This window comes from Devosia sp. MC521 (assembly GCF_014127105.1).
Lineage (GTDB): Bacteria > Pseudomonadota > Alphaproteobacteria > Rhizobiales > Devosiaceae > Devosia.
The window spans coordinates 1,371,848-1,390,717 of the sequence record NZ_CP059902.1 but is presented as its reverse complement, the minus strand read 5'-3'; the positions used below and the strand labels follow the sequence as shown (position 1 = coordinate 1,390,717).

The window sequence follows — 18,870 nt, the reverse complement described above, 5'->3', positions numbered from 1 at the left end:
GAAGCTAGCGGATTGGCGGGGGATAATGGAGGCCCCCGTTGGTCCATAGTGCGTTCTGACCGCGCAGCATCGCCGCACCCGTCTGCGGACCGAAGTGACGGTCATAGAGCTCTGCGTAATTGCCAACAGCGCGGATGGCATCGGTCATGAACGATTTGCGCAGGCCCAAGGCCGCGCCATAGTCCTGCTCAAGCCCCAGAAGGCGGCGGACAGCGGGGGTGCGGGCAGCAGAAAGCGAGTCGATGTTGAGGCTGGTGACGCCAATCTCTTCGGCCGAGAGCAGGACGTAGATGGTCCAGCGCACAATATTGAACCACTGATCATCGCCCTGACGAATGACCGGGCCGAGCGCTTCCTTGGAGATACGCTCCGGCAGGATGCGGTGTTGCGCGGGTTCGGCAAGATCGCGGCGAATGGCTTGCAGCACGCGACCGGACGCGGACACGACCTGACAATAGCCAGCGCGATAGGCAATGCTGAGGTCGGCCACGTCCTCATAAAGAATTTCAGTGAAATTGGTCTGGTTGGAGAAAAAGAACTCGTCGAGCGCTTTTACCCCTTCGTCGTCGACCACGCAGATGGAAACATCGTCGAGCTCATAGGCCGAAACAACGCCGAGCGAAGACGGGGCGAGGAAACCCTGACCATCATAAAAGCTCGGCGCCACGTAGCGCGCGCCGTGGCGAATATCGCGACCCGCATCAAAAGCGCCATTGCGCATGAGCACGTCCACCGCCCCCGTCTGGAGCGGCGCAAAGCGTGCTTCGCCATTGTAGCGACGGAAATCGATTAGATCGGGATTGCCAAAGATCGCCGCTGACAAGGCGCGGCAGAGGTCAACGTCAAACCCATGCCAGACACCATCGGTGGTCTGGAAGGCAAAGCCAGCAAGGGGGTTAGCGACGCCACAAATGAGAAAGCCACGTTCACGCACGATTTCAAGCGTCGAGCGCGTTTCGGCCGGCGTCTGCGCACTGGCTGGCGAGGCGATCATGGATACCAAGGTTGCGGCGAGCGCCACCAATGGCTTGCAGAATTTTCTCAAAGGACGATGCTCTCGTTTTCCGCCCCCATATTGTCAGGGACGAAAAAGGGGTCAAGCCAAGTGATGGCCTGCCCCCACTATTCTGCATGTAATTCTTCGTGTCCGCTTAATGCAGGATTTGGCTCAAGAAGAGCTTGGTCCGTTCATGCTGCGGATTGGAGAAGAAGTTCTCTGGATCATTTTGTTCAATGATCTGACCTTGGTCCATGAAAATGACGCGGTTTGCCACTTGGCGGGCAAAGCCCATTTCGTGGGTCACGCACAACATGGTCATGCCTTCCTCGGCGAGGCTGATCATCACTTCGAGCACTTCTTTGACCATTTCAGGGTCAAGCGCCGAGGTGGGCTCATCAAAAAGCATGATCTTGGGCTGCATGCAGAGCGAGCGGGCGATGGCCACACGCTGCTGCTGGCCGCCCGAGAGCTGGCCGGGGAATTTGTGCGCCTGTTCCGGGATTTTCACGCGCTCAAGGTAATGCATGGCCGAAGCTTCTGCTTCCGCCTTGGGAATACCACGCACCCAGATGGGCGCGAGGGTGAGATTTTGCAAAATCGTCAGGTGGGGAAACAGATTAAAGTGCTGGAACACCATGCCCACCTCGCGGCGCACTTCGTCGATTCGCTTGAGATCGGCGGTTAGCTCTGTGCCGTTGACGATGATCTGACCCTGCTGATGCTCTTCCAGACGGTTGATACAGCGGATCAGGGTCGATTTGCCCGACCCAGATGGTCCAGCAATAACGATGCGTTCGCCACGCATGACCTTGAGGTCAATGTCGCGCAGAACGTGGAAATCGCCATACCATTTGTGCATGCCGATAACATCGACGGCGACGTCGGTTTCAGACACCGTCATTTGGCTGGCTTTGATGGCGCGCTCGTTGACGCCGTTTGCGGATAGATCGCTCATTCGCGTTACCTCTTGTGCCCAGTGTCCAGACGCCGTTCCATGTAGATGGAATAGCGCGACATGGCGAAACAGAAAGCCCAGAAAATGAAACCGGCGAACAAATAACCGGTGATGGCTTGTGTGGGCGAAGACCAGTTGATGTCGGCACTGGCGGCCTGCGAGGCATTGAGCAGGTCGAAAATGCCAACAATCGAGACGAGGGACGTGTCCTTAAAGAGGGCAATGAAGGTGTTCACAATGCCCGGGATCACGTGCTTGAGCGCCTGAGGCAGGATGATAAAGCCCATCGACTTCCAATAGCTCAGCCCAAGGGAAGACGCGGCCTCATATTGCCCACGCGGGAGCGCTTGTAGACCGCCACGGATCACTTCGGCCAGATAGGCTGAAGCAAAGAGCGTAACGCCTACTAGAGCCCGCAACAGCTTATCGACCGACGTGCCCTGAGGCATGAACAGCGGCAGCATGATCGACGCCATGAAGAGCACGGTGATCAACGGAACCGCCCGCCACAGCTCGATAAACATGACGCAGAGCGTCTTGATGATCGGCATTTTGGACTGGCGGCCGAGGGCAAGCAGAATGCCCAATGGGATGGAGCAAATGATGCCCACCATCGAGATGATCAGCGTGACCAGCAAACCACCCCACTGCTCGGTTGGCACCGGACGCATGCCGAAGACGCCACCATTGAGCAGGTAGAAGCAGATGACTGGGTAGACGACGAAGAACAGCACCGCATTGATGATCTTGAACGGAACGCGTGGGATCAACAGTGGGATGATCAGCAGCGCGCCCAGACCAAAGACGATGTTAGGGCGCCAATATTCTTCCATGGGGTAGAAGCCATAGATGAAGAAGGTGATGCGCGCGGAGATAAAGGCCCAGCAGGCCCCCGCCCCTAGAACGCGGCAATCTTCGACTGTTCCGCCCGGCGCTACCGCATGGCCACCCAAGAAGGTGGGCATGACGAAGTTGTAGATCGGGGGAATGGCCCAGAGAAGGAAGATGATGCCGATGAGGGTGAGGAGAGCATCGCTCGGGGTCGAGAGAAGATTGCGACGAACCCAGGCAATCACGCCATCACTGCGCGAAGGCGGTGTGGTTGGTGCGATCATTTCCTGACGAACGAATGAGACTGACATAAGCGCGCTCCTACCGTTCGACCAATGCGACGCGCGCATTGTACCAGTTCATGAAGGCCGACGTGGTGAGCGACAGGGTGAGATAGACCAGCATGGTGATGGCGATCACCTCAATGGCCTTGCCTGTCTGATTGAGCGTCGTGCCCATGAAGACGTTCACCAATTCCGGATAGCCAATGGCTGCGCCCAGAGATGAGTTTTTGGTGAGGTTGAGATATTGGCTCGTCAGCGGGGGAATAATGACGCGCATTGCCTGTGGGATCACCACGAGACGCAAGCGGTCCCCTTCCTTTAAGCCAAGCGAGGCAGCGGCTTCTGTTTGCCCCTTATTGACGGCACGAATACCGCCACGGACGTTTTCGCCGATGAAGGCCGCCGTATACAGGGCCAGACCTACGGCCAGTGCCACCATTTCGGGCACGAGCTGCAAACCACCCTTGAAGTTGAAGCGTTCCAGAACCGGAACTTCAAAACCAAGGTTTGCGCCGGTCACCCAATAGACGAAGGCTGGAACGCCAACCATCACCAGAATAGGCAGTGCCCAAGGAAGCTTGGCCTCAGCGCCCTGCGGACGACGATCTGAAACCAGCACAGACCAGACGACGCCTAGGGCGAGGACCAGTGCCAGGCCGATGACGGCGACTTCGGGCAGTGCTAACATGCCGCCCAGAAGGAAGACAGCCACGGCCCAGCTGAGGAGGAATGTGACGAAGACGCGCCCGTAAAACGCAAATGCGCTGAAGGTGAGCGCAGCTGTTGCAACCCCGACAATCAGGGGCAACGTGCCAAAGCGGGCGAGAACTGGGATGAAGGTGCTGACCAAGACAGTGCCCAGATAGGCAAGGCCAAAGGCCAGAATGGCGCTAGCAATGCGACCTGCCCACACAATGGCCGGCGAATAGTAGCCGGTGAGTGCGCGCTGGCGCTGCGCAGTGCGGACCAGAACAATAGCGCCGATGATTGCAGCGATCGCTGAAATGACAACCCAGATGATTTCGGCGTCAGGCAGTGGCCGCGGGACAATGATGCCGCGCTGATTGATGAAGATGTTGAGCGGAAGCTGATAAGATTCGCGCACCGCTGGCATCGCCTTGAGAACCGCGAAGTACCAAAAGAACAGCTGCAGCAGCAGCGGGACGTTACGTACGATCTCAATGTAGACAGTGGCAACACGCGCGACCAGCCAGTTGGACGACAGACGCGCTACGCCCAGGATGAAGCCGAGGACTGTGGCGACCACAATGCCAATGACGGCGACCAGCAAGGTGTTGAGTAGGCCGACGAAGAATGCCTGCCAGTAAAAAGATGAACGATCGAAGGGAAAGAGGGTGAAGCTAATGCCGAAGCCAGCGGTTTCCCAAAGAAAGCCAAAGCCCGTTGATTTGTTTTGCGCAGCGAGGTTCTGCGCGGTGTTGGTGACGATCCACCCTAGAAATGCGACCACCGCCGCCGCGACGAGCACCTGATATATGATGCCGCGGATGACGGGGTCATTATAGAATGCGGTGCGTGGCGGCGCCGCAGCAGTATTGTCATGGACAGCCATGAGGCAGAGTCCCCCGAATAGAGAAAACGCAGCCACATCCAGCAGGATCAAGGTACACTGAGAGGCCCCTGAGCCAAGGGCTCAGAGCAAAGAAAAACTTCAGGCACGATCACTACGGAATAGATATGCGCTGAGACGAACTGGCGCCCGCGTGGGGCGCCAGAACCAGTTTCACTCTTTAGCGGATTGGCATTGCGTACTGCAGGCCGCCGTCTTTCCAGAGGGCGTTCAGGCCGCGTTCCAGACCAATTGGGGTGGCTGGGCCGACGTGGCGATCATAGGACTCGCCGTAGTTACCGATGTGCTTGACGATGCGGTATGCCCAATCAGCGGTGAGACCGATTGGAGTGCCGAAGTCGCCTTCAACGCCCAGGAGACGCTTGATCACCGGATTATCGGAGCCGAGCATTTCGTCAACATTGGCCTGGGTTACGCCTTGCTCTTCAGCTTCGAGCAGCGCGAAATAGGTCCAACGTGTGATCGAACGCCACTGTTCGTCGCCCTGACGAATAACTGGGCCAAGTGGCTCCTTGGAGATGATTTCTGGCAGGATGGCGTAATCATCCGGATTGGAGAACTTGGAACGTTCAGCAGCGAGCGCGGAAGCGTCGGTGGTGTAGACGTCGCAACGGCCATCTTCGAAGGCCTTCACAACTTCGTCCTGATCGGTGAACACGACTGGCGAATAGTCGAGACCGTTGGTTTCAAAATAGTCAGCGGCATTGAGTTCGGTGGTGGTGCCGGATTCGATGCAGATGGCAGCACCGGACAGATCCGCTGCAGAGGCAATGCCGTCTGCCTTGCGGACCATGAAGCCCTGCCCGTCATAGTACATGGTACCGATGAAGCTGATGCCCAAATCGGTATCGCGGCTCATGGTCCAAGTGGTGGTACGCGACAGAATGTCGATTTCACCAGCGGACAGCGCAGCGAAGCGTTCCTGCGAAGTCAGTGGGGTGTAACGCACAGCGTCTGCATCATCGAAGATGGCAGCAGCTACAGCGCGACAGAAGTCAACTTCCAGGCCAGCCCAGTTGTTGTTCGCGTCCGGTGCGGAGAAACCGGGCACACCACCGGTTACACCACATTGGACGAAGCCTTTTGCTTTGACGTCATCAAGAGTTGCAGCGTTTACAGCAGTTGCGCTCAGCCCCAAGGAAGCGGCAACGGCGATCGAAAGAAGCGTCTTTTGCATGTCGTTATTTGCCTTTTGTTTCCTGACCCTGTTTTTCAACATCGCCTTGCTGACGACGTCACAGGTGCATCACCGCTTTATTTATCGGTTTTGATGCTGATAAGCATGCAAACCGCTATTGACCGTAACGTCAAGGGTCGACGACACTTTGGGTCAACCTCTCTGTCGCTTTATTAGACACGTGTGCAGAGTGATCCGTTTTTAAGCAGAGTACGAAAATGTCTCAGTCCAGCCGTACAGGGCGCCCCAAGCAGTCATTCGAGACCATCCTTACTCATAGTGGACGGGAACCGGATGATCAGTTCGGTTTTGTGAATACCCCCGTATATCGGGGCTCGACAGTTTTGTTCAAAACCCTCGCAGAGCTTGAGACTCAGGGGCAAAGGTTCACCTACGGCCGGCACGGCAATCCCACCACCCAATCGGTGGAAACCACCATCAACGAACTCGAAGGCGCATACCGCACGCGCCTCGTGCCATCGGGGCTCGCCGCGATCTCCATCGCGCTTATGTCGTGCCTAAAAAATGGTGACGACGTTTTGATCTCGGACAGTGGTTATGAACCCGGCCGAACCTTCGCAGACGGGTATTTGACCCGCATGGGGGTGAGCGTTCGCTATTACGACCCGCGAATCGGTGCGGGACTTTCTGAATTGATGCAGCCGAACACGCGCGCGGTTCTGGCCGAAGCGCCCGGCTCGCTGACGTTTGAAGTGCAGGACATTCCAGCGCTGGCAAAAGCGGCGCATGCGGGTGGCGCGCGGCTCATCGTCGATAACAGCTGGGCTAGCCCCCTCTTCTTCCGTCCGCTTGAGCATGGCGCAGACATAGTGGTGCATGCGGCGACCAAAATGTTCGTCGGCCATTCGGATGTTATGGCCGGGACAATTTCAGCCACTGAAGAGGCCTGGGGCGATGTCGATGATATCCGCCGGCTGCACGGCTATTTCACCTCGGGTGATGATGCCTATCTCGTGGCACGCGGTTTGCGCACGCTGGCGATCCGGATGAAAGAGCACCAGGCGCGGGCAATTGAGATTGCCAGCTGGCTGGAAGGTCAGGATGAGGTTCTGCGGGTAATTCACCCTGCACTGCCAAGCCACCCGGACCATGAAATCTGGAAGCGTGACTTTGACGGCTCTGGGAGCTTGTTCGGCTTCATACTGAAGCCGGCTGCCCGCGCCAGCATTGCCGCCTTTGTCGACGGGCTCGAACTGTTCTCAATGGGATATTCGTGGGGCGGCTATGAAAGCCTGTGCCTACCGGTGAAGCTCGGCGCTAATCGCACGGCTAAGCCGTGGACCGAAGAAGGCAATCTCTTCCGCGTGCATATTGGCCTTGAGGGCGTTGAAGACCTCAAGGCTGATTTGGCAGCAGCGCTCGAGCGTTACACTCAGGCGCGCTGAAACAAGGATTTGACGGCCGTCATTGGCTTACGCACGTAGCGGCCGTCAGCAGTCTTTTCAAAGAGCCAACCGCGATCACCAAAGAAGTTGCGGACGGCATAGCACCCCAACATGCCGACAACGAAGCCAGCGAAAATGTCGGTTGGGTAATGCATGCCCACTGGGACGCGAGAAATGCAGACGATAATTCCGAGGATCAGGAACGGAATGTAAGAGCGCGGCCAGAAAAAGCCGAAGGTGAAGGCCATGGCAATGGCCGTCGTCGAGTGCCCGCTCGGGAAGCTCTGATACACCCAGTTTTGCAACGGCTGGAACGCAAACGCCCCGACCTGCTCAAACTCTACTGGGCGCACACGACCGATAATGCGTTTAAGGATCATCGTCATCAGCCCGGGGAAACCGGTGCCGATAAAGATGAAGGCGAAGAACAGTGCCATTTCGCCGGAGGCTTTCTTCCAAAGCCCCTGCAACGGGAATCGCAGCAGTCCGAACAGAATCATCCCGATCAGGCCCGGATAAAGCGTCCAATCAGCCAAACCGTAGTCGGTGATGAGGAAAAATGGCCGACGCCATTCCTCTGGCCAGCCGATGCTGGTGCGGGAAAGGTAGACGTCCAAACTGGCCAAGACCGCCAGAACAACGAGGAAGGCCGCTACAAAAGCTGGCCAGGTGCGGGGAAGGCCCAGAGGCCATGGCTTTTGAATGTCATACATGTCGGATTTGTCGTACACAGTGGAAAACCCGTCAAGGTCGCAGTTAAGTGATTGGAGGGGCTTGCACATAACTGCGGCATACCTTAGTCACACCATTGCAACGTCGGAGTGTAGCTCAGTCTGGTAGAGCACCGGTTTTGGGAACCGGGGGTCCAAAGTTCGAATCTTTGTACTCCGACCATTTGCACCTCAGGCAAGCGCCTGATCAGACTGCAAGAATGCTTATTTAGGCAGATTGCAGCAGCGACATAGAGAGCCTTAAAAAGCCTCCCTGTCGATACATCGTCGGAGTGTAGCTCAGTCTGGTAGAGCACCGGTTTTGGGAACCGGGGGTCCAAAGTTCGAATCTTTGTACTCCGACCATTTTCTTCCCCACATCCTTCCTAGTTTAGAACGTACGACCTCGCGTCGTATGGATCTCCTCGCGCAAAGTCGCTGTGTGGTGCACGCCCCTCCTAGCCTGCTGCCGGGTTCAATCTTGAAATGAAAACAGCGCCTTAGGGGAATCGGTTCTCATTTTGATTCATGCAGGCTCTGGTCTTGTGGCGCTGTCGTGCCGTCGATCACGAGGCAAAGGATTGCGCTGATCCGAACCGACCAAAACTTGTCCAAAGTTTTTCACGCAATAAACGAAAACTCCTGACACGAGCCTCTTGCACTTCCCTGCGGCATGGCTTAGTCACTGCCTTGCAAACGTCGGAGTGTAGCTCAGTCTGGTAGAGCACCGGTTTTGGGAACCGGGGGTCCAAAGTTCGAATCTTTGTACTCCGACCACTTGCACCTTAGGGATGAGGTTCAAAATGACGGCTCGTATTTATCGACCTGCTCGTAACGCCATGCAATCTGGCAAGGGTAAGTCGAATGACTGGGTTCTGGTTCACGAGCCAAGTGTTGCCCGCACTATCGAACCTCTTATGGGCTATACAAGTTCCAGCGATATGGCGCAGCAGATCCGCCTCTCCTTCGATAGTCTCGAAGAAGCTGAGGCCTATGCGCAGCGCAATGGTATCGCCTACACTGTGCAGCCTGCTTACGACCAAATTCCAAAGCGCGTCAGCTATCCGGATAACTTCCGTCATGATCGCAAGACGCCTTGGACACACTAATCCAAGGCAATTGACGCTGAGTTGTGTGAACGCCGCAAGACATTGCGGCGTTTTGCGTTTTCAGCCATTGCATTAGAATGATCCGCCAACTCAGGAGCACGACGCACATGATCTTCCGTACACTCACCGGAATAGCGCTCGCTCTCGGGCTGAGTGCAGGCGCGCAAGCGGCCCCTGCCCTGTGGAAGGTGAGCGACGACGATAGTGCGATCTACCTGTTCGGCTCGGTGCATATGCTGAGGGCCGACCAAGAGTGGCGCACCCCTCTGCTCAATAAAGTGGTCAGCAAGGCCGAGCGGGTTTATTTCGAGACCGATATTTCCCCAGTTGGGCAGGCAGAGGCCGCGTCGCTCAGTATCCTGCACGGGTTTAATACGGATGGGCGACTGCTCAACGACATCATATCACCCGAACTAATGGCGCAGCTGCGTGAAGCGGCCGAAGCCCATTACGTGCCAATGGCATCGCTTCTGGCGATGAAGCCGTGGATGGCAGCGACCACAATTTCGTCAATGCCCATGATCAATGCCGGATACGCCGCCAATTTTGGCGTTGAGACCGTGCTCTCTGCTGAATTGGCTGAAGAGCGCATCGGCATGCTCGAAACAGTGGAAGAGCAAATGGGGTTCCTCGCTGGCGGAACCGAGGCTGAAGGCATTGAGATGCTGCAAGCCAGCCTCGACACACTCGAAACTGTTACGGCCGACGTCGAAGATCTGACGAGAAGCTGGGCGAATGGCAATCCGGAAGAACTCGGTGCTCTATTCATGGACCAGATGGGCTCGTTTGATAGCATCATGGTCGAGCGGCTCATCGACAATCGCAATAAGAATTGGACCGATCAAATCGCGGACATGCTGGAGCGCAATGAGGGGGCGCTTCTCGTCGTAGGCGCAGCGCATCTGGCAGGCGAGATGAGCGTGGTGAAGCTCCTAGAAGACAAAGGCTTTACCAGCGAGCGCATTCAATAAAAAAGGCCGGGAGCGATCCCGGCCTTCATTATAAGAGAGAGCGAGTGATTAGACGTCGCTGAGCTTGGTCCAGCGGCTGTCGTTCTGGCTCGATTTCACCGAGGCGGTGATGAACTGCATACCCTCGATGCCATCGGCGAGGGAGGGCAATACGTCGACATAGTCCGCACCGTCACCACGGATGACCGCAGCGAACTGGCTGTAAAGGGTCGCAAAGGCTTCGAGATAGCCTTCTGGGTGACCGCCCGGAATACGGACGTTCATGCCAGACGCAGCAGGCGAGGAGATTGCCCCGCCACGGGTCAGCAGCTGCTTTGGCTTGCCGAATTCAGAATACCACATGTAGTTCGGGTTATCCTGACGCCACTCGATCGAGGCTTTCTCGCCGTAGACGCGCAGCTGCAGGCCGTTTTCGTGACCAACTGCAACCTGACTGGCCCAGAGCATGCCCTTCGCGCCGCCTTCGAAGCGCAGCATGATGTGGACGTTGTCATCGAGCTGACGGCCGGGCACGAAGGCATCGAGATCGGCCGCAACGGCTTCGGTCTTGAGCCCCGTGACGAAGCGCGCGAGGTTATAGGCGTGGGTGCCAATGTCGCCAATGGCGCCGCCTGCCCCGGACTTGCTGGGGTCGGTGCGCCAAGAGGCTTGCTTATTGCCTTCATCGGCTTCGACGGCGAGCCAATCCTGCGGATATTCAACCTGCACGACACGGATCTTGCCCAGAGCGCCGGACTTCACCAGCTGGTGCGCCTGACGGATCAGCGGGTAGCCGGTGTAGTTGTGGGTGAGGAGGAATTTCGCGCCGTTCTTGGGTTTGATGTCCAAGAGTTTGCGCGCGTCTTCGAGAGTGGACGTGATCGGCTTATCGCAGATGACGTGGATGCCAGCCTCAAGGAATGCCTTGGTCGGGCCAAAGTGCATATGGTTCGGGGTGACGATGGCAACAGCCTCGATGCCGTCTGGACGCGCGGCTTCGGCGCGAGCCATTTCCTCGTAAGAGGTGTAGATGCGGTCTTCGGCGAGGCCGATGTTGCGGCCGGATTCTTTTGCAACTTCGGGCCGCGACGAGAGTGCGCCCGCGACAAGGTCATAATCGCCATCAATGCGCGCGGCGATCCGGTGCACATAGCCAATGAAAGCCCCCGTGCCGCCGCCAACCATGCCGAGGCGAATGCGCTTTGCGCCATTTTCAGCCATTGAATTCCTCCAGAGTGCAACTGCTCAGATGTCTAGCATTTTAGCGCGTCCGCTGAGTTTGGGGCGCGCTTTTACGATTGAAATAGGACGATTAGAGGCCGAGCATCTTGCGGTTAGCCGCCTGATCGGAGCCGCCGCTGGCGAAGTCATCGAACGCCTTTTCAGTGACGCGAATGATGTAGCTCTCGATCAGTTCCGCGCCTTCCCGTGCACCATCCTCTGGATGCTTGAGTGCGCATTCCCATTCGAGAACGGCCCAGCCCTGGAAATCATTGGCGGCCATTTTGGCAAAGATCGCCGGGAAATCGACCTGACCATCACCGATGGACCGGAAGCGCCCTGCCCGATCAACCCAAGACTGGAACCCGCCATACACGCCCTGACGGCCGGTTGGGTTGAATTCAGCGTCCTTCACGTGGAAGGCCTTGATGCGGTCTTTGTAGATGTCGATGTAGTCGAGATAATCGAGTTGCTGCAGAACGAAGTGGCTTGGATCGTAGAGAATGTTGGCGCGCGGGTGGTTCTTCACGCGATCGAGGAACATCTCGAACGAGACGCCATCGTGCAGGTCTTCGCCGGGGTGAATTTCGTAGCAGACGTCAACGCCAGCATCGTCGAAGGCATTGAGGATCGGCGTCCAGCGGCGCGCCAATTCGTCAAAGGCTTCTTCCACGAGACCCGCGGGGCGCTGGGGCCATGGATAGATATAGGGCCAAGCGAGCGCGCCGGAGAAGGTCGCATGGGCCTTTAAACCGAGGTTCTGTGAGGCCTTGGCGGCGTTCAGCATGGTTTGAACAGCCCATTCTTGGCGGGCCTTTGGATTGCCATGCACCGAGGCCGGCGCGAAACCATCAAAGGCTGCGTCATAGGCTGGGTGAACGGCAACGAGCTGCCCCTGCAAATGGGTCGATAGCTCGGTTATTTCGAGGCCGTAGCTGTTGATCTTGCCTTTAAGTTCATCAGCATAGGTCTTGGACGTCGCGGCCTTTTCAAGGTCGATCAGGCTCGAAACCCAAGTGGGGATCTGAACACCCTTGTAGCCGAGGTCTGCAGCCCATTTGCAGATATTGTCGAGTGTATCGAACGGGGCTTTGTCGCCGGCGAACTGCGCCAGGAAAATAGCGGGGCCTTTGATAGTGGTGGCCATAGTGTCCTCCTCTGGCTCCGTGCCTTAATAGACAGGAGACCCTTTCCTCCGCGGAATGGATACCGCTTAGTTTTCGGGCGGCAATTGCTCGCCGCCCAAGTGCTGTGATCACAGTTTTGTCTGCACTAGACAGACTGTCAATGACGCACGTCAATCAAGCTCTTAGCAGCGCCCGCGCCTCTTCTATGCCGAGCGCACGAGGACGTTCGCATGTCGTTCTGAGCGTAAGAACTTTTCCGCTCTCGCCGGCTTCGAGCAGCCCAGTCATCACTTCAACAACATGCAGTGCTGAATCCAAACCACAGCGTGGCGTCTGAGAAGTCTCGATTGACTGCATCATGTCCGCGAGACCGGCGCAGCGGTAGTTGGCGCGAGGCTCGGCTTTGTCGAGGTCCTGATTGGCTACGCCAAACGGATGGGCCCATGGATCGACCGCAGTGCGAATGCCTTCGATGCCGGTGGTGACCAGATCGCCGCCGAAGAAGTTCGGATCGGGAACAAAGATCGAGCCATCGGTGCCGTAAAGCTCGATGTTGTGGTGGCCGTGCGAGGCCACATCCCAGCTCGCGCCAATGGTGACGATCGCGCCGTTGTGGAACTCAAGGATGCCGTGGATCGTGGTTGGGGTGCCAACCTTGATCGAGAAACCCTTGTATGGGCCTTCAGCCGAGACGATACGTTCTGTGCGTGCCATGTTGGTGAAGGCCGAGAGGCGCTTCACTGGGCCGAGCAGATGCACGAGATCGGTGATGTAGTATGGACCAAGATCAAGGATCGGGCCGCCACCGGGCTGGAAGAAGAAGTCCGGATTTGGATGCCAGTGTTCCATGCCACGGCTCATGACGTGCATGGTGCCGCTCATGATCTTGCCAAGCTTGCCGCTGTCGATGATTTCGCGGGCCTGCTGATGCGCGCCACCGAGGAAAGTGTCGGGAGCCGAACCAACCTTGAGGCCACGCTCGTCGGCGGCCTTTTTGAGCGCAAGGCCTTCTTCAACCGACAACACAAATGGCTTTTCGGAATAGGCGTGCTTGCCAGCGGAGATGATGTCCTTGGACACTGAGAAATGGGTCGACGGAATGGTCAGATTGACGATTACGTCCAGCTCAGAATTCTTGAGCAGCTCGTCAGGTGTCTGAGCCGCAACGCCGAATTCATCCGCACGGCGCTTGGCCGCTTCGGGGAGAATGTCAGCGACAGCGCGCACTTCGAGGCCCTTGAATAGCGGCGCGAGGCGCAGATAGGCCGCCGAGATATTGCCGGCACCCATGATGCCGACGCCGTATGTCTTCGCCATGGCGATTACTTCCAGTTCTTAGCGTTTGCGATCGACTGGGTGGCAAAGCGCACCGGGTCGGATGGCTTGTCGTGTTCGGCAACGAAATACTGGGCCTTGGTCTTAGCCTCGACCTTCTTGATCAGCTCTTCCCAGCCGACAACGCCAGTGCCAACATCAGCCCAACCATCTTCGTCGGTCTTTTCGCCCGCTGGAGCGATGTCCTTGACGTGGACGGCGGTGATGCGGTCGCCATACTTATCGAACCAAGCGACAGGATCGGTCTTGCCGCGGATCACCCAGGCGACGTCGCATTCCCATTCGATGTTCGGAGCGGTTTCGAGGATGATCTCCATCGGGGTACGGCCGGAGGTCGTTGGATGGAATTCAAAATCGTGGTTGTGCCAGCCAAAGCCGTAGCCAGCCTTGGTGTAAACTTCGCCGAGCTCGGCAAGCGTTTCGGCCAATTCTAGCCACTTGCTCTCATCTTCCGAGCGCTGGTCCGGCATGATGAACGGGCAGTAGATGCGCTTTACGCCGATGATTTCGGCGGTCTTGAGCGCGGTAGCCGTATCCTTGAGCTGATCGAGGCCGAAGTGGCCGGTCGGCATGGACAAGCCATTGTTTTTGAGGTGCGCAGCAAAGCTTGCAGGATCTTCATAGAGACCGCCGTAGCCTTCGACCTGCGTGTAGCCAAGTGACGAAAGCTTGGAAAGAAATTCTGGCAAGGATGGATAGTTGCGCGCGCTATACAGCTGGAATGACAATTGAGTCATTAGGGTCTCTATTCATACGGTTCATGCGGTGACGGTGAGGCTAAGTCGCCTGTTCCGCTGCGTCTGTCTCATTGGGCAGAATGACCACCGCGAAAGTAATACTGGAGGTAAAGAACGGCGCCCCGTAGGACGCCGTTGCTAAATCTTAGAGGCGGTTCTCAGTCTGTGCGTTGAACAGCGAGCCGCGGGCGATATCAAAGCCAAGAGTAACCTTGTCGCCGACGTTCAGATCGATGTCGCTCGAGCACCGGAAGGTCACCGAAATACCAGCGACCTTGGTCCAGGCCAGAGTTTCCGAACCCATAGGCTCAACGATTTCGATTTCCGCCTGTGTGGTGAAGGGCGAACCCTGCGCCGCGTCGCCAAGGAAGATGTGTTCTGGGCGAACGCCGAGAACAGCCTTGGTTGCGCCTGTTACGGGCTTGACGAAATCATACGTGCCGACCGGAATTTTGGTGCCATCTTCAGCGGTGAAAGTGGCGCCATCCAGCGTTCCGTTGAGGAAGTTCATCGACGGCGAGCCGACGAAACCCGCGACGTAGAGATTGACCGGCTTGTTGTAGATGGTGTGCGGATCAGCAAGCTGCTGAATGACACCATTCTTCATGATGGCAATGCGGTCAGCGAGCGTGAGCGCCTCGATCTGATCGTGGGTCACGTAAATCATGGTGTTCTTCAGGCGCTGGTGAAGGCGCTTGATCTCAACACGCAGGTCCGAGCGCAGCTTGGCGTCAAGGTTGGAGAGTGGTTCGTCAAAGAGGAAGACGTCCACGTCACGTACCAGTGCACGGCCAATGGCGACGCGCTGGCGCTGACCACCGGAGAGGTTCGCTGGCTTACGGTGGAGAAGTGGCTCGATCTGTAGGATTTCGGCAGCACGCTTGACGCGCTTGTCGATCTCTTCCTTTGCCATGCCGGCAACGCGAAGACCAAACGAGAGGTTCTTCTCGACGGACATCTGCGGATAGAGCGCATACGACTGGAACACCATGCCGATGCCACGATCCTTGGGCTCTTCCCAAGTGACGTTCTTGCCGTTGATGAAGATCTGGCCGTCAGAAACTTCGAGCAAGCCCGCGATGCAGTTGAGCAAGGTCGACTTGCCACAACCCGATGGGCCCAGGAGAACGATGAACTCGCCCTGCGCGATGTCGAGGTTGAGGTTTTCGAGAACCTTGACGGAGCCGAAGTTGAGGGACAGGTCTTTAATGGAAACGCTTGATTGCATGGTCGTTATCCCTTCACGGCGCCAGCGGCGACACCGCGGACAAACAGCTTGCCGGAGACAAAGTAGACGATCAAAGGCACGAGGCCGGTGAGTACGGTAGCCGCCATGTTGACGTTGTACTCAGGCGTACCCTGGGCGGAGTTGACGATATTGTTCAGCTGAACGGTCATCGGCTGGTTATGCGTGCCTGCGAAGACAGCGCCGAAGAGGAAGTCGTTCCAGATGCCGGTGATCTGCAGGATGAGCGCAACCACGAAGATTGGCAGCGACATTGGCAGCATGATTTCAAAGAAGATGCGCCAGAACCCTGCCCCATCGACACGCGCAGCCTTGAACAGCTCTTGTGGCAAGGACGCGAAGTAGTTGCGGAACAGCAGCGTCAGTATCGGCATGCCGAAGATGGTGTGGATCAGAATGACGGCTTCGAGCTTGCCGAAAATGCCCAGTTCACGGGTGATCATCACGAGCGGATAGAGCATCACCTGATAGGGGATGAACGAGCCGAAGATGAGGATCGAAAAGAAGATTTCCGAGCCCTTGAAGCGCCAGTTGACCAGAGCATAGCCGTTAATCGCGGCGATGAAGATCGAGACGATCGTGGAGGGAACGGTGATCTTGACCGAGTTCCAGAACCCCGGGGACAGGCCATTACAGGTCAGACCCGTACAAGCACTGGTCCAAGCACTGACCCAAGCATCAAAATTGATCTGATTGGGCAGTGCGAAGATCGACCCGAAGCGGATTTCCGGCATGGTCTTGAACGAGGTCGAGACCATCACATAGAGCGGGAACAGGAAGTAAAGCGCGAAGAAAACCAGCGTCGTGTAGAGCATGATCTTCTTCGGGGTGAAGAAGGGCTTTGGCTTGGGGCCGCGCGGTTCGGTCGACGAAACAGGCGCAGCGCCAGTCATGGTTGCAGTGGTACTCATGTGCGTTTGCCCTTCCCGCCGAATTCCAGATAGGCCCAAGGGATCATGATGATCATGACGGAAATCAGCATCATGGTGGCTGCGGCCATCGCCTGGCCGATATTGCCGCCAGAGAACATGTAGTTAACGACGTATTTGGCTGGCACTTCGGACGAAATACCGGGGCCGCCATTGGTGAGCGCAACGACCAAATCGTAAAGGCGCACGATGCCGGAGCCGATCAGCACCACAGCGGTGACGAGAACGCCACGCATCATTGGCAAAACGATCGAGATATAAGTGCGCCAGGTCGGAATGCCATCGACGCGCGCGGCCTTCCAGATTTCTTCATCAACGCCGCGCAGACCGGCAAGCATGAGAACCATGCAGAAGCCAACGCCCTGCCATAGGCCGGCGATCAGCAACGCAAACAGCACCATGCGCGGATTGGAAATCCAATCGAAGGTAAAGTTAGCCCAGCCCAGATCGCGCATCGCGCCCTGAAGGCCGAGAGTGGGGTTCATGATCCACTGCCAAACAAGGCCAGTAACGATGAACGACAAAGCGAAAGGATAGAGCATGATGGTGCGGAAGGCGCTTTCAAAGCGGATCTTCTGGTCCATCAAAACTGCCAAGAGGAAACCCAGTACCAGCGTCAGCACCAGGCTCATGGCGCCATAGGTCATCAGATTGGTGACCGAGATGTTCCAACGGCTGGTCGCAAACAGGCGATCATACTGGTCGAAGCCAACGAACTTGCCAGTCGGCAGGAGCTTCGAGTTGGTAAAAGAATAATAGATGGTCCAGATCGTGCACCCGACGAAGACGACGAGAACTGTCGCGATCATGGGCAGCGCCGCTATTTTGGCGGGCAGGTTTTTCCGGAAGGTTTTTCGCAGGAGACCAGGTCGAGCGACGTCGCGACCCTCCTCCGCCGTTTGAACGGCTATGTCCGCCATTTTTCTCTCCATTGAGAAGATGGTCGACCTCCAATCCGGAGATCGACCACCGCTTTCAGGAATGAGAACTAGTCCTCATTCAACTCAGGCAGGATTAGTCAGCCTGAGCGACGATTTCGGCACGGCGCTCGATGTAGTCATCAACAGTGATGTTTTCATCGGCGAAGAACTCGAGATCGAGATCCTGCAGCTGCTGCTGGGTGTCGCTCGAGAGCGAGAAGTCACCCGATGGCAGCAGGCCATTGCCGAGCAGGTCGATGGCCTTCTTCATGCAAGCGTTCGCGCCCGACAGGTCGATGTCGGTACGGATCGGCATGGAGCCCTTGACCATGTTGAACTTCAGCTGAGCTTCTGGAGAGATGAGCAGGCGAGCAAGATCTGCCTGTGCATCAAGAACTTCCTGAGAAGTGCCTTCTGGGAGCTTAGGGAAGTAGAAGCTGTCGCCACCGCCGGTGAGCTGAGTGCCAAGGCCGAGGCCTGGAAGGCATTCATAGTCTACGCCTGGTACGCCGCCTGCGATCTGCAGGTCGCCAGCGAGCCAGTCACCGTGGATGTTACCAGCAGCTTCACCAGCGAGGAGCTGATTGCCAACGTCGCCGAAGGACGGAACCATGGTTTCTGGTGCAGTGACCTTACGGAGCGAGTCCATAGCTTCCGCAACCTTGCGGAACTCTGGCGAACGCACAGCTTCTGGGTCCTTGTCGCGGTTGATCTTGAGAACCAGATCAGCACCACCGATACCAGCCATCAGAACGCCTGGTACGCCGTTGATCGGCCAGCCGGTTGCGAGACCGAATGGCAGAATGCCGGCTTCCTGCAGAGCAGGCCAGGACGCTACGTATTCGTCCCAGTTGGTTGGAACTGGCTGACCAATCTTTTCGTAAGCCTTGGTGGAGAGCCAGAGCCAATCCCACGAGTGGATGTTGACTGGCAGGCAGTAGAGACCGCCTTCGTACTTGCATGGCTCAAGCTGGGTCGGATCGACATAGAAGCTTTCGATGTCCATGTCGGCGACGATGTCGGTCAGGTCGCGCATCAGGCCAGCCTGGATCAGCTCTTCAGCGTCACGGCCGGTGTTCATCATGGTCGCGCCCATTGGGTTGCCACCGATGATGCGGGAAATGATGACTGGGTTTGCGCCAGTGCCCGAACCAGCAAGGGCGCTATCGACCCACTTGTTGCCGGTTTCAGCTTCAAAAATCTTGGCGAATTCGGAGACCGCTGCCGCTTCACCAGCGGAAGTCCACCAGTGGGTGACTTCAAGATCAACAGCGTAAGCAGCAGTCGAGCCGAGGAAAGCGGTTGCCATAGCGGCAACCACTGCGAACTTCTTCATGAGATT

The 18,870-nt window shown here is 57.0% G+C and carries 17 protein-coding genes and 3 tRNA genes; 6 read left to right on the top strand and 14 right to left on the bottom strand.

Features of this window, described 5'->3' with window-relative positions:
- Positions 1-4: 4 nt before the first annotated feature.
- The 5 genes from H4N61_RS06705 to H4N61_RS06685 form a co-directional block, all read right to left on the bottom strand.
- Entirely contained in the window at positions 5-1,045 is a 1,041-nt protein-coding gene (locus H4N61_RS06705) for a transporter substrate-binding domain-containing protein (protein WP_182395504.1), read from the bottom strand.
- Positions 1,046-1,151: 106 nt separating this feature from the next.
- Positions 1,152-1,955 carry an amino acid ABC transporter ATP-binding protein gene (locus tag H4N61_RS06700; RefSeq protein ID WP_169194135.1) on the bottom strand — a complete coding sequence of 268 codons (804 nt, stop codon included), beginning with the start codon at positions 1,953-1,955 and terminating at the stop codon, positions 1,152-1,154.
- Positions 1,956-1,960: 5 nt separating this feature from the next.
- Positions 1,961-3,070, bottom strand: a complete 1,110-nt coding sequence (locus tag H4N61_RS06695; RefSeq protein ID WP_248305886.1) for an amino acid ABC transporter permease — start codon at positions 3,068-3,070, stop codon at positions 1,961-1,963.
- Positions 3,071-3,107: 37 nt separating this feature from the next.
- Entirely contained in the window at positions 3,108-4,643 is a 1,536-nt protein-coding gene (locus tag H4N61_RS06690; RefSeq protein WP_169194137.1) for an ABC transporter permease subunit, read from the bottom strand.
- Positions 4,644-4,821: 178 nt separating this feature from the next.
- The gene (locus H4N61_RS06685; protein ID WP_169194138.1) at positions 4,822-5,838 is read right to left on the bottom strand and encodes an amino acid ABC transporter substrate-binding protein; all 1,017 of its coding nucleotides are present in this window, start codon (positions 5,836-5,838) and stop codon (positions 4,822-4,824) included.
- A 218-nt stretch (positions 5,839-6,056) separates the two neighbouring features.
- On the opposite strand from H4N61_RS06685, the gene metC reads away from it, so the two are divergent.
- The gene (metC, locus tag H4N61_RS06680) at positions 6,057-7,244 is read left to right on the top strand and encodes a cystathionine beta-lyase (protein ID WP_169194139.1); all 1,188 of its coding nucleotides are present in this window, start codon (positions 6,057-6,059) and stop codon (positions 7,242-7,244) included.
- On the opposite strand, the gene H4N61_RS06675 is transcribed toward metC, so the two are convergent.
- Positions 7,232-7,957, bottom strand: coding sequence for a phosphatase PAP2 family protein (locus tag H4N61_RS06675; protein ID WP_182395502.1), 726 nt, complete (start codon positions 7,955-7,957; stop codon positions 7,232-7,234). The genes metC and H4N61_RS06675 overlap by 13 nt on opposite strands.
- A 104-nt stretch (positions 7,958-8,061) precedes the next feature.
- Here H4N61_RS06675 and H4N61_RS06670 point away from each other — a divergent pair.
- From H4N61_RS06670 to H4N61_RS06650, 5 genes are all read left to right on the top strand, one after another.
- Positions 8,062-8,138 (top strand) — tRNA-Pro (locus tag H4N61_RS06670).
- A gap of 105 nt (positions 8,139-8,243) precedes the next feature.
- A tRNA-Pro gene (locus H4N61_RS06665) sits at positions 8,244-8,320 on the top strand.
- Between the two features lie 334 nt (positions 8,321-8,654).
- Positions 8,655-8,731 (top strand) — tRNA-Pro (locus H4N61_RS06660).
- A gap of 26 nt (positions 8,732-8,757) precedes the next feature.
- Positions 8,758-9,063: an ETC complex I subunit gene (locus H4N61_RS06655; protein WP_169194141.1), complete on the top strand. Its 306-nt coding sequence runs from the start codon at positions 8,758-8,760 to the stop codon at positions 9,061-9,063.
- A 107-nt stretch (positions 9,064-9,170) separates the two neighbouring features.
- On the top strand, positions 9,171-10,034 hold the full coding sequence (locus H4N61_RS06650; protein WP_169194142.1) for a TraB/GumN family protein: 864 nt from the start codon (positions 9,171-9,173) through the stop codon (positions 10,032-10,034).
- A 48-nt stretch (positions 10,035-10,082) separates the two neighbouring features.
- Here the strand turns inward: H4N61_RS06650 and H4N61_RS06645 are convergent, their stop codons facing one another.
- From H4N61_RS06645 to H4N61_RS06610, 8 genes are all read right to left on the bottom strand, one after another.
- Entirely contained in the window at positions 10,083-11,234 is a 1,152-nt protein-coding gene (locus H4N61_RS06645) for a Gfo/Idh/MocA family oxidoreductase (protein WP_169194143.1), read from the bottom strand.
- Between the two features lie 91 nt (positions 11,235-11,325).
- On the bottom strand, positions 11,326-12,381 hold the full coding sequence (locus H4N61_RS06640) for a sugar phosphate isomerase/epimerase (protein ID WP_169194144.1): 1,056 nt from the start codon (positions 12,379-12,381) through the stop codon (positions 11,326-11,328).
- Between the two features lie 154 nt (positions 12,382-12,535).
- Positions 12,536-13,678, bottom strand: a complete 1,143-nt coding sequence (locus tag H4N61_RS06635; protein ID WP_182395500.1) for a Gfo/Idh/MocA family oxidoreductase — start codon at positions 13,676-13,678, stop codon at positions 12,536-12,538.
- A gap of 5 nt (positions 13,679-13,683) precedes the next feature.
- A complete protein-coding gene (locus H4N61_RS06630) occupies positions 13,684-14,433 on the bottom strand; it encodes a sugar phosphate isomerase/epimerase (RefSeq protein WP_169194146.1) in 750 nt (249 codons plus the stop codon).
- A 145-nt stretch (positions 14,434-14,578) separates the two neighbouring features.
- Positions 14,579-15,661, bottom strand: a complete 1,083-nt coding sequence (locus H4N61_RS06625) for an ABC transporter ATP-binding protein (protein ID WP_169194147.1) — start codon at positions 15,659-15,661, stop codon at positions 14,579-14,581.
- Between the two features lie 5 nt (positions 15,662-15,666).
- Positions 15,667-16,590 (bottom strand): carbohydrate ABC transporter permease, encoded by a 924-nt coding sequence (locus H4N61_RS06620; RefSeq protein ID WP_169194148.1) that lies wholly within the window; start codon positions 16,588-16,590, stop codon positions 15,667-15,669.
- The gene (locus H4N61_RS06615) at positions 16,587-17,528 is read right to left on the bottom strand and encodes a sugar ABC transporter permease (RefSeq protein ID WP_182395498.1); all 942 of its coding nucleotides are present in this window, start codon (positions 17,526-17,528) and stop codon (positions 16,587-16,589) included. Before H4N61_RS06615 ends, H4N61_RS06620 begins: the two co-directional genes overlap by 4 nt.
- A gap of 94 nt (positions 17,529-17,622) precedes the next feature.
- Positions 17,623-18,864, bottom strand: coding sequence for an ABC transporter substrate-binding protein (locus H4N61_RS06610; RefSeq protein ID WP_169194150.1), 1,242 nt, complete (start codon positions 18,862-18,864; stop codon positions 17,623-17,625).
- Positions 18,865-18,870 lie beyond the last annotated feature (6 nt).

What these genes read in the sequence shown, in the direction of transcription:
- H4N61_RS06700 (WP_169194135.1), bottom strand. Translation starts at nt 1,955, where the DNA reads ATGAGCGATCTATCCGCAAACGGCGTCAACGAGCGCGCCATCAAAGCC.
- H4N61_RS06695 (WP_248305886.1), bottom strand. Translation starts at nt 3,070, where the DNA reads ATGATCGCACCAACCACACCGCCTTCGCGCAGTGATGGCGTGATTGCC.
- H4N61_RS06690 (WP_169194137.1), bottom strand. Translation starts at nt 4,643, where the DNA reads ATGGCTGTCCATGACAATACTGCTGCGGCGCCGCCACGCACCGCATTC.
- H4N61_RS06685 (WP_169194138.1), bottom strand. Translation starts at nt 5,838, where the DNA reads ATGCAAAAGACGCTTCTTTCGATCGCCGTTGCCGCTTCCTTGGGGCTG.
- metC (WP_169194139.1), top strand. Translation starts at nt 6,057, where the DNA reads ATGTCTCAGTCCAGCCGTACAGGGCGCCCCAAGCAGTCATTCGAGACC.
- H4N61_RS06675 (WP_182395502.1), bottom strand. Translation starts at nt 7,957, where the DNA reads ATGTATGACATTCAAAAGCCATGGCCTCTGGGCCTTCCCCGCACCTGG.
- H4N61_RS06655 (WP_169194141.1), top strand. Translation starts at nt 8,758, where the DNA reads ATGACGGCTCGTATTTATCGACCTGCTCGTAACGCCATGCAATCTGGC.
- H4N61_RS06650 (WP_169194142.1), top strand. Translation starts at nt 9,171, where the DNA reads ATGATCTTCCGTACACTCACCGGAATAGCGCTCGCTCTCGGGCTGAGT.
- H4N61_RS06645 (WP_169194143.1), bottom strand. Translation starts at nt 11,234, where the DNA reads ATGGCTGAAAATGGCGCAAAGCGCATTCGCCTCGGCATGGTTGGCGGC.
- H4N61_RS06640 (WP_169194144.1), bottom strand. Translation starts at nt 12,381, where the DNA reads ATGGCCACCACTATCAAAGGCCCCGCTATTTTCCTGGCGCAGTTCGCC.
- H4N61_RS06635 (WP_182395500.1), bottom strand. Translation starts at nt 13,678, where the DNA reads ATGGCGAAGACATACGGCGTCGGCATCATGGGTGCCGGCAATATCTCG.
- H4N61_RS06630 (WP_169194146.1), bottom strand. Translation starts at nt 14,433, where the DNA reads ATGACTCAATTGTCATTCCAGCTGTATAGCGCGCGCAACTATCCATCC.
- H4N61_RS06625 (WP_169194147.1), bottom strand. Translation starts at nt 15,661, where the DNA reads ATGCAATCAAGCGTTTCCATTAAAGACCTGTCCCTCAACTTCGGCTCC.
- H4N61_RS06620 (WP_169194148.1), bottom strand. Translation starts at nt 16,590, where the DNA reads ATGAGTACCACTGCAACCATGACTGGCGCTGCGCCTGTTTCGTCGACC.
- H4N61_RS06615 (WP_182395498.1), bottom strand. Translation starts at nt 17,528, where the DNA reads ATGGCGGACATAGCCGTTCAAACGGCGGAGGAGGGTCGCGACGTCGCT.
- H4N61_RS06610 (WP_169194150.1), bottom strand. Translation starts at nt 18,864, where the DNA reads ATGAAGAAGTTCGCAGTGGTTGCCGCTATGGCAACCGCTTTCCTCGGC.